At 39.2% G+C, this 7,561-nt stretch carries 6 protein-coding genes and 2 pseudogenes; 2 read left to right on the top strand and 6 right to left on the bottom strand.

Translation table 11 applies throughout. The features are described from left to right. Together CXF78_RS21420 and CXF78_RS09135 are read left to right on the top strand one after the other, a co-directional pair. Positions 1-771: pseudogene (locus CXF78_RS21420) on the top strand (hypothetical protein); the annotation flags it as partial. Positions 772-792: 21 nt separating this feature from the next. Next, the gene (locus CXF78_RS09135) at positions 793-1,134 is read left to right on the top strand and encodes a hypothetical protein (protein WP_102036586.1); all 342 of its coding nucleotides are present in this window, start codon (positions 793-795) and stop codon (positions 1,132-1,134) included. 57 nt (positions 1,135-1,191) lie between these two features. Here the strand turns inward: CXF78_RS09135 and CXF78_RS09130 are convergent, their stop codons facing one another. From CXF78_RS09130 to CXF78_RS09105, 6 genes and pseudogenes are all read right to left on the bottom strand, one after another. Continuing rightward, positions 1,192-4,083 (bottom strand): DEAD/DEAH box helicase family protein, encoded by a 2,892-nt coding sequence (locus tag CXF78_RS09130; protein WP_102036585.1) that lies wholly within the window; start codon positions 4,081-4,083, stop codon positions 1,192-1,194. A 10-nt stretch (positions 4,084-4,093) separates the two neighbouring features. Next, positions 4,094-4,684, bottom strand: a complete 591-nt coding sequence (locus CXF78_RS09125; protein ID WP_102036584.1) for a class I SAM-dependent methyltransferase — start codon at positions 4,682-4,684, stop codon at positions 4,094-4,096. 80 nt (positions 4,685-4,764) lie between these two features. Next, positions 4,765-5,733: a DUF4268 domain-containing protein gene (locus CXF78_RS09120; RefSeq protein WP_102036583.1), complete on the bottom strand. Its 969-nt coding sequence runs from the start codon at positions 5,731-5,733 to the stop codon at positions 4,765-4,767. Between the two features lie 180 nt (positions 5,734-5,913). Then, on the bottom strand, positions 5,914-6,504 hold the full coding sequence (locus tag CXF78_RS09115; protein WP_102036582.1) for a hypothetical protein: 591 nt from the start codon (positions 6,502-6,504) through the stop codon (positions 5,914-5,916). Between the two features lie 247 nt (positions 6,505-6,751). Beyond that, positions 6,752-7,105, bottom strand: coding sequence for a YkgJ family cysteine cluster protein (locus tag CXF78_RS09110; protein ID WP_102036581.1), 354 nt, complete (start codon positions 7,103-7,105; stop codon positions 6,752-6,754). Between the two features lie 288 nt (positions 7,106-7,393). Beyond that, positions 7,394-7,561 (bottom strand): annotated as a pseudogene (locus CXF78_RS09105) (NAD(P)-dependent oxidoreductase); the annotation flags it as partial.

The raw sequence follows: 7,561 nt of genomic DNA, 5'->3' as shown, positions 1-7,561 counted from the left end.
GGTGCCGTGAGTTATTTGCATGCGCTTCAAGGTGGGCCCAATTACGCCATTGGCCGATCGGGCGACGGTATTCTTGGCCATTTATATCGTTCAACGCCATTACAATGCCCTGTTGATATTAGCGATATTCAATCGCGTTATATGTCGCAACGGGTTGTGACTGGTACTCCATGTGAATCGTTTGAGGTCAATGATGCCGAAGCTGATGTCAGTTGTTTAGTCGGTGTTGAAGTTGGCTTGTCTGTCATTAATGTTGAACCACCGGTAGATAATCCTTTATGTGAAAGCTGTCCAGCAGGTACAGAGTCTCAAGGGGATATTTTAGACCGTTTTCTTCCTGGGATTGAGCCTTTAATTGATACTGTGTTTGGTCTGTTATCTCGAACAGGGCTAACACCAAATGTAGATGTTACGGTTGGGGATATTTGTTGCCCAATTGGTACCCAACTTGAAGATAATGATGATTTAGTGAGCTCTATTACATACACGGTAATAACGAAAACATTCGATATCTTAGGCCTAGATTTAATTGATAACCGATTCGTCAATAACCTACTGTCTCGATTAGGCATACAACAAGGCACACTCAACTGTGTCGCTAACATAAACTTATTAAGTGCTGAGCCTGTTGTTGATCCTTACAACGATAATTTCAATGTACTTGATCGTTTCACTCCACCATTTACGATTAACTTGCCAACCAATAACAATGCAGACGATGAGTGGCTCTATGTCGCACCGGACGGTGAAGGGATCAATACTGGTTTGTAAAAAAACCGCGAGGTAATTACCATGAGACAGCTAAATGATGATGTGTTACAGCAAATGTATGTATCTTCTTTATTAGTGATTGCGTCACATCATGAAGATAAAAAAGACCAGCAACTGTCTAAGCTAAAACGTGATGCAACGTTATTACTGCTTTCACAAAAAAACAGATTAAAAGTGTCGCAACAATATATGCTCGAATTTAGCCGAGATGTACTAAATTGCTTGTCTAAGCAGTCTGAATTTAACGTAATACGCGCCAATTTAGAACACGTTGATATTGTGACAACATGCCCACTTGAAGATGAACAAAAACCTGCACTGGTTGATGATGAAATTGATTTTATAAACAAGCAGTTTGATTAAGTATCGTAATTATTCAAACTGCAATATTGCCGGACCTAAACAAAGGTTCAAGTGGGTTTATTTAATAAAATCAGAGTCATTTAACACCTGCGTTAATCGTGCAAAGGTCTGCATTGAGTCATTTGCGAGTATTGGTGAGTAATCTGGATTATGGGCATTAAGTTGATATTGACCATTAGTGAGTTTACTCACTTTACGTAATAAATATTGGTTATTGCCTGAATCATCTTGGATTTCAATCGCCATGACTTTACCGGTAATTGAACCAGCATTAATTGCTGTAATACGTTCTAATAACAATAAATCACCATTTTCAATTGGATTTTTACCGCCGTTCATCGAATCACCACTTGCTGGGGCAATAAAGAAAATCGATGGATCGAGTTTACTAAAGGTCGAGTTTAACGTGAGTGTTCCACTATTGTCGTCAGTACCCGTTTTGAAATGACCGCAGGCAATTTTGAGATCTGGGTAATAACTAAGGGATGCTTGTTCATCGTGACTCACTTCAATTGGAAGTGTAACCACATTCGATTGTACAGTTTTGCTTATTGGTGTGAGTGTCGAAGCAGATTGGCGTTGGCTATAACGCGCTAACAACAATTCGCTTAATTCGCTCATTGCGGTAGACATCACTTCAATATCATCAACTTCTATATCAATATTCGCATGTAATCTATTTTCTTTTACAGCAAACCAAGACTGTGTGTCTGACTTATCTTGTTTGCATAAAAAGGTAATGGGGTTGTCTAACCAATACTTACACCATTTTGGGGAATCGGCATCGATTAGCTGTAAATCGGTTTTAACATCTTGAATCCACAACTTAGGATAACGTTTAAATACCTGCCAACTCTTAATGCATACTGCTTCAATTGTGGGTGGGTGACTTAATCCACTCAGTTCAACAAATGCTTCCAGTAAAATGGCTTTGAAGCATTTCGTCATTGTGACTTTTTCAACGCCACGACTCAGAAATGGCAAATAGGGCGTTAACGAAAGTAATGTTTTGTCTTCACGTTCTTGGCTTAATACCAGTTCAAACCAACTGGTAAATTGCTTGACCATTTTATTCCAAGCATAACCACTGCGATAAAACTCAGTGGCAGTAGGGCGGTGACCTGAATCATCTTTGAGTAATTGGTATTGTTGATCTGCTTTGGTGTAATCAAGTTTTAGCTGTTGCCAAAAGTCGATCAATTCAGGATCGATATTGATTAAGCACTTAGAATGGATTTTAGGATTGTTAAGAAGCTTAATCGCTTCATTGGCATTCGCTGCTTGCAATAACGCCATTGGACGATTTAAAAAGCTGACGTGATTACCGATGAAATCGATAACCGAGACAAAGGTTTTATTGGTTTCGGCAGATGTCCGCAATCCACGGCCTAACTGTTGTAAAAATAGAATTTTAGATTCAGTCGGACGTAAGATTAAGATAGTGTCTATTGAAGGTAAATCAGTACCTTCATTAAACAAATCGACTGAAAATATCACTTCTATTTCCCCAGAGTTTAATTGGCTAAGTGCTTCGCCGCGTCTAACTTCTGAGCCGCTATGCACCGACACCGCTTTAATACCTCGAGCAGAAAACCATTGAGCCATAAAGTCGGCATGAGCTTTAGAGACACAAAATGCTAAGGTGCGTTGCTGTTTGTGGGTTTTCCAATGGCCAAACACGTGTTTAGCGCGCTTCTGCGTAGCAAATAGATTCATTAATTGTTGTGGATCAAACTTTCCATTTCGCCATGGCAACTCTCGGTAATCGACCGTTTCGTCTTTAATACCTTGGTAATGAAACGGTACCAAAATACCCGATTCAATCCCGTCGATTATGTTTCGCTCAAACACCAAATTATTATCACATAACGATAGAATATCAGCTTGATCGGTACGCTCTGGCGTGGCCGTTAAACCGAGTAAAAATTGCGGGGTAAAGTGGTTGAGTAATAACCGATAACTGACGGCACCAGCATGATGAAACTCATCAACAATGACGTAGTCGAAGTGAGCTTGATCTAGTTGATTAAGATATTCCGGTTTGCCTAATGTTTGAATCGATGCAAATACAATGTCCGCATCAATGACCTTAGTTTTGGCATTAAAGTGGCCAGTTGTACTTTGAGGTAATAAGGTTCTAAAAGTCCGTTCTGCTTGAATTAATATCTCTTCTCTATGAGCAACAAATAGGACTTTTTTAGCATTGAATTGCAATACATCAAATGCAGCTAACCATGTTTTACCCATGCCCGTGGCTAATACAACCAGTCCCTTGGATTGCTTGGCTAAACGTGTTTCAGCCAATGCAATTAAGGCTTCTGCTTGGGCAGAGTTAGGTACTGGTTCTTCTGGCTCTGTTTCATGAACAATAGCTAAAGGTGGTTTAAACAATTTACGTTTTTGGGCATAGTCGTTGATGAAGATATCACTTAGATCGATTGCCTGCGAATGATTGAAAATATTCAAGAATTGTTGGCGGATATGGTTAAACTCTTTAGGATCTTGATTCGGCAATAAGTCATGGCGCAAGCACCATTCAAATGCGTGTGTGAATGCCGCTTTACTAATGTTATTTGAACCAATAAAAGCGCTCCCTATATCTGCTAATCCGGTTTGTTGCTGGACGAAAATATAGCTTTTCATATGAAAGCTTTGATTGCTGTTACAGATAAATATTTTGGTTTTTGCACCACGAGATTGCAAAATCATTAAGTGTCGCAATGCGACTGGGTCGGTAATCAAAAGATAGTCTGAGGTGATAATTGAAATTTTTGCATTGCGTTCTAATGCATCAGATAGAGCTTCAAAAATTAAATCTAGCCCAGATCGTTGAATAAACGACACCGACATTTCAATGCTAGTCGCACGGTTAATGGCTTGTGTTAATTTTGGTAAAAAAGGGTCATCCAAACCACCGCTGATTAATACAGGTCCTTCTGCTAGCTTCATTTTCACATCTCTATTTGGTGGTGTTAATTAATATTGCATTGAGCCATTGCTCATGATCACGCCCAGGACGAACATCAGTTGTTATCCAAGTGCGTTCAATGTCTAAAGGGGTTTGGCTGAGCCATTGTTGTAATCGTAGTTCGTTGGCATCGGTAAAGAATCGGCCATTATGAATGCGTTCTTGATCGCCATATTTGAATGAGCAATAAAGCACGCCGTTATCCACTAGCGTGTCTGCCAATTTAGTAAAGGTATTAGGTAAATTAGAAGCATCAACATGCAGCAATGACGCACAGGCCCAAATACCGTCAAATTGCTGTTTAAGCGTATCAATATGCTCAAACGTACAAACATGTACTTTTTGACCTAAATACGTTGTTGCCGCTTTGGCTAATTCAACACTGGCATCAATGGCGGTGACTTTATAGCCCATATTGATAAAAGCTTTACTGTCACGACCAGATCCACAACCTGCATCTAAAACACGTGCTTTTGAGGGTAATTGGGTAACAAATGGTTGATATAATTCACTCACATCAGCATTCACAGTTGAGTCAAAAAAATCTTGTGAATTTGTGTCGTAGAACTCGATAGAAGGCATAACTAACCCTATGATTTGTTGTATTAAGTCTCTCAATTCACATCAATGACTCAAGTTGTTAAGATGACTTAAAAAGGTAATTAGTCCACCAACGTATTTATACTTACATGATTAAATGACTTCAAATGTTTGGTAAAGACAGACTTGAATTTTAATAGATTTTTAATATGCCATTCGGTGATTAGTTCCAATTCAGCAGCAGAACTCTTTTCAATTGACCCATCTTGATAAATAGCCACTCTTGTTGCTCTTTTACCGTCGATACTTTCCCAGGAAAGTGCGCAACCGAATTCAGTTTCAATAGTTGTTTTGTGTTGCTCTAGATATTGAAGCAATTGCATATTCTCATCAGCATCACCTCTATCAATATATAATTCAGTCCTAACTTTACTTCCCTGGCAGAAATTTGCACCAAATGATGAACCGCTTATACCTGAAGAAAATGTATACCAATTTTGTGGTTGGCCAGCTCGAGCTGAAGTGAAATGATATTTTTCACGCAATTCGTCAATTAAGTATTGGAAATAATTACGATACTTTTCGCCTTTTGGGCTAGCTTGATTAGAGGCCGTGTGCTTTGTTTTACTTTTATGCCATTCATTTGGGAAAACAATCGGTTTAAAATTATAAGCAGGCTTAGAATCATCAATTTTTAAAACCTCAACCACCACAGCAAAGAACTGTGTTTCCGTATCAGTTCTGTTATTTAGCCATTCCAAAGCTTGACGATGTTCTTCTCTTATACTTTCAGCTACCCAAATAACAAATGACGCATCAAATCCTGCTGCATATGTTAATAATTTCCCTAAATGGTCATGATCTGTTTGTGTTAGTTGGTTTTCAATAATTGCAACTTTGGATGTACTTAGATCTTTTGCTAGTAAATCCAGTGAGAAATCACCGACACATGCTTCTTCTTTTATAAGCTCTAATTCAAGACCTAATGCTAGGCCTAATGAATCAATATTTTCTGCAAGCCACGGTGTAAAATCTAGCGCTTCATGTGGCCACATATTACGAAGAGGGACTTTTTTTAATGAACCAAACATTATAAATATTCCTTTATTAAAAATGCTGTTAAATAACAAAATCAATAAACAAGTTTATACTCATTAATATTGAAAATGTATATGTTTTTTAACAATATTCTACATGAGACATTGCTTTTTTAATTATGTTGAGGCGATTGTAACCAAGAATTTTTAAGACATATTAATATTTAAGATCGGTTAGTAATCTACCTGGTTTATCACCGCGATTGCCGTTTCATCACGGCCTTTTTTAGACGGAACGCGGTGGCCGGTGTCGGCATTGGTTTTCATGGTTTGTATAAATTGATTCATTTGCGGGCCAATGCTGATGTGTATTGGTCGGTTTTTACCGTAGTAGTACAGGCGATCAAATTTCAGGTTTTCACACATCCATAGTGCAACTTGCTGCATATCAATCGGTTGGCCATTGTTGCTGCTTACTAGGGTAAAGTCACAGGCGGCACCTAGGCGGTCGCAGATGATTTTTTGATTTTGATTGAGCTCGTGCGAGCAGTGCTGATCAAGCTTTGGGGCAATATGCGGATTACGGTTTTTAGCTATTTTTCTAACAAGCTCGGGTGAACAAAAACCATAGGTGAGCGAGATAGGGCCAAATTGGTCGACGATTGGATCAAGTATTTGGGTGGCCAATAAACTCAGGGCGCGCCAGGTGTCAGGCTGTAATGGCAGGTTTTCAATATTATGTTCGAGCGCAGTTGCACCACAATTAATGAGATCTGCGTAAGTGAAAAAGCGGCTGGCTTTACCGTTGATATTATAGGTAAACAATCAAAATCCATCGTGTACGTTCATTTGGGACAACAATAACGTGTATTGATTATGCTGACCAGATTGAACTGTTATTTAGGCTCATAAAGTGGCAAAAATAAGCTGTTTAACATCTAAAATGGTCATTTGAGAGGAATCGCGATGTTAATACAGCAGATGAATGATATTTACCAACATAATGAGACAATATTCTGAGACATTTACCGCAATAAACTTGAGAACAGAAATTGCGGTAAACAAGGCAAGGCTACACTAATACTTGGCGGGTGTTGGCGATATAGTGATGGATCTGCGCCTCAGTTTTTGTATCAATCATCACTTCCGGTCGACGGTGCTCAGGGCAAGGCATACGTGGTGTTGTGCCAAAAACACGACATATCAATGGGCGTTCTTCATACACTTCGCAACCATTAGGGCCAAGATACACGCAGTTCCATTCTTTTAACGCGGCTTCATGTTCGGCATCTGTTTTTACCGGTAGACGCGCCATTTCTGCAGATGATGTTGTCACTGGGCCGCAGCAGTCATGACAGCCTGGTTTGCATTTAAATGAAGGAATGCGCTCGCGCAGTAGATCGACTATCTCTATGTTATTTTTCATTAATGCCTAACGTTTGAAGAATTCGTGCATATTATACGTCGATAGTGGCCTGACTAAAAGTCGTTAAGCAGGTAAGGGCGACTACAACGGATGTGTGAGTGGGTTTATTTGGGCTAGTCTTTTAACGATACAAGATATTGAGACGATGAATAAGCGGATAAACAAATTTACTGATTGATGGTAAATGTAGAAAAGTAAGGGGTGTAAGGTGAACGATTCACCCATAAAAAAACCTTTTTACCTGCGATTAATACAGATAAAAAGGTTTGATGTGTGGAAATTAACGGCTTACTTAGCGAGCTTTAAAAAGTAGTCGAAAATTTCTGGTACGTTGCCGTTACCTAAGCCTGCGTCAAATGCAGCTTGTAGATTAGCTGATGAACCTTCAGCAATTTTAGATTCTGTGCCTAAGTCTTCTACCATTTTTAAGAAGTAGCCAAGATCTTTGTTTGCGTT

It is taken from the genome of Shewanella sp. 11B5 (assembly GCF_002836795.1).
GTDB lineage: Bacteria > Pseudomonadota > Gammaproteobacteria > Enterobacterales > Shewanellaceae > Shewanella > Shewanella frigidimarina.
The sequence above is the reverse complement of the archived record's forward strand: the minus strand, read 5'-3'. Positions and strand labels throughout refer to the sequence as shown.

What these genes read in the sequence shown, in the direction of transcription:
- CXF78_RS09135 (WP_102036586.1), top strand. Translation starts at nt 793, where the DNA reads ATGAGACAGCTAAATGATGATGTGTTACAGCAAATGTATGTATCTTCT.
- CXF78_RS09130 (WP_102036585.1), bottom strand. Translation starts at nt 4,083, where the DNA reads ATGAAGCTAGCAGAAGGACCTGTATTAATCAGCGGTGGTTTGGATGAC.
- CXF78_RS09125 (WP_102036584.1), bottom strand. Translation starts at nt 4,684, where the DNA reads ATGCCTTCTATCGAGTTCTACGACACAAATTCACAAGATTTTTTTGAC.
- CXF78_RS09120 (WP_102036583.1), bottom strand. Translation starts at nt 5,733, where the DNA reads ATGTTTGGTTCATTAAAAAAAGTCCCTCTTCGTAATATGTGGCCACAT.
- CXF78_RS09110 (WP_102036581.1), bottom strand. Translation starts at nt 7,105, where the DNA reads ATGAAAAATAACATAGAGATAGTCGATCTACTGCGCGAGCGCATTCCT.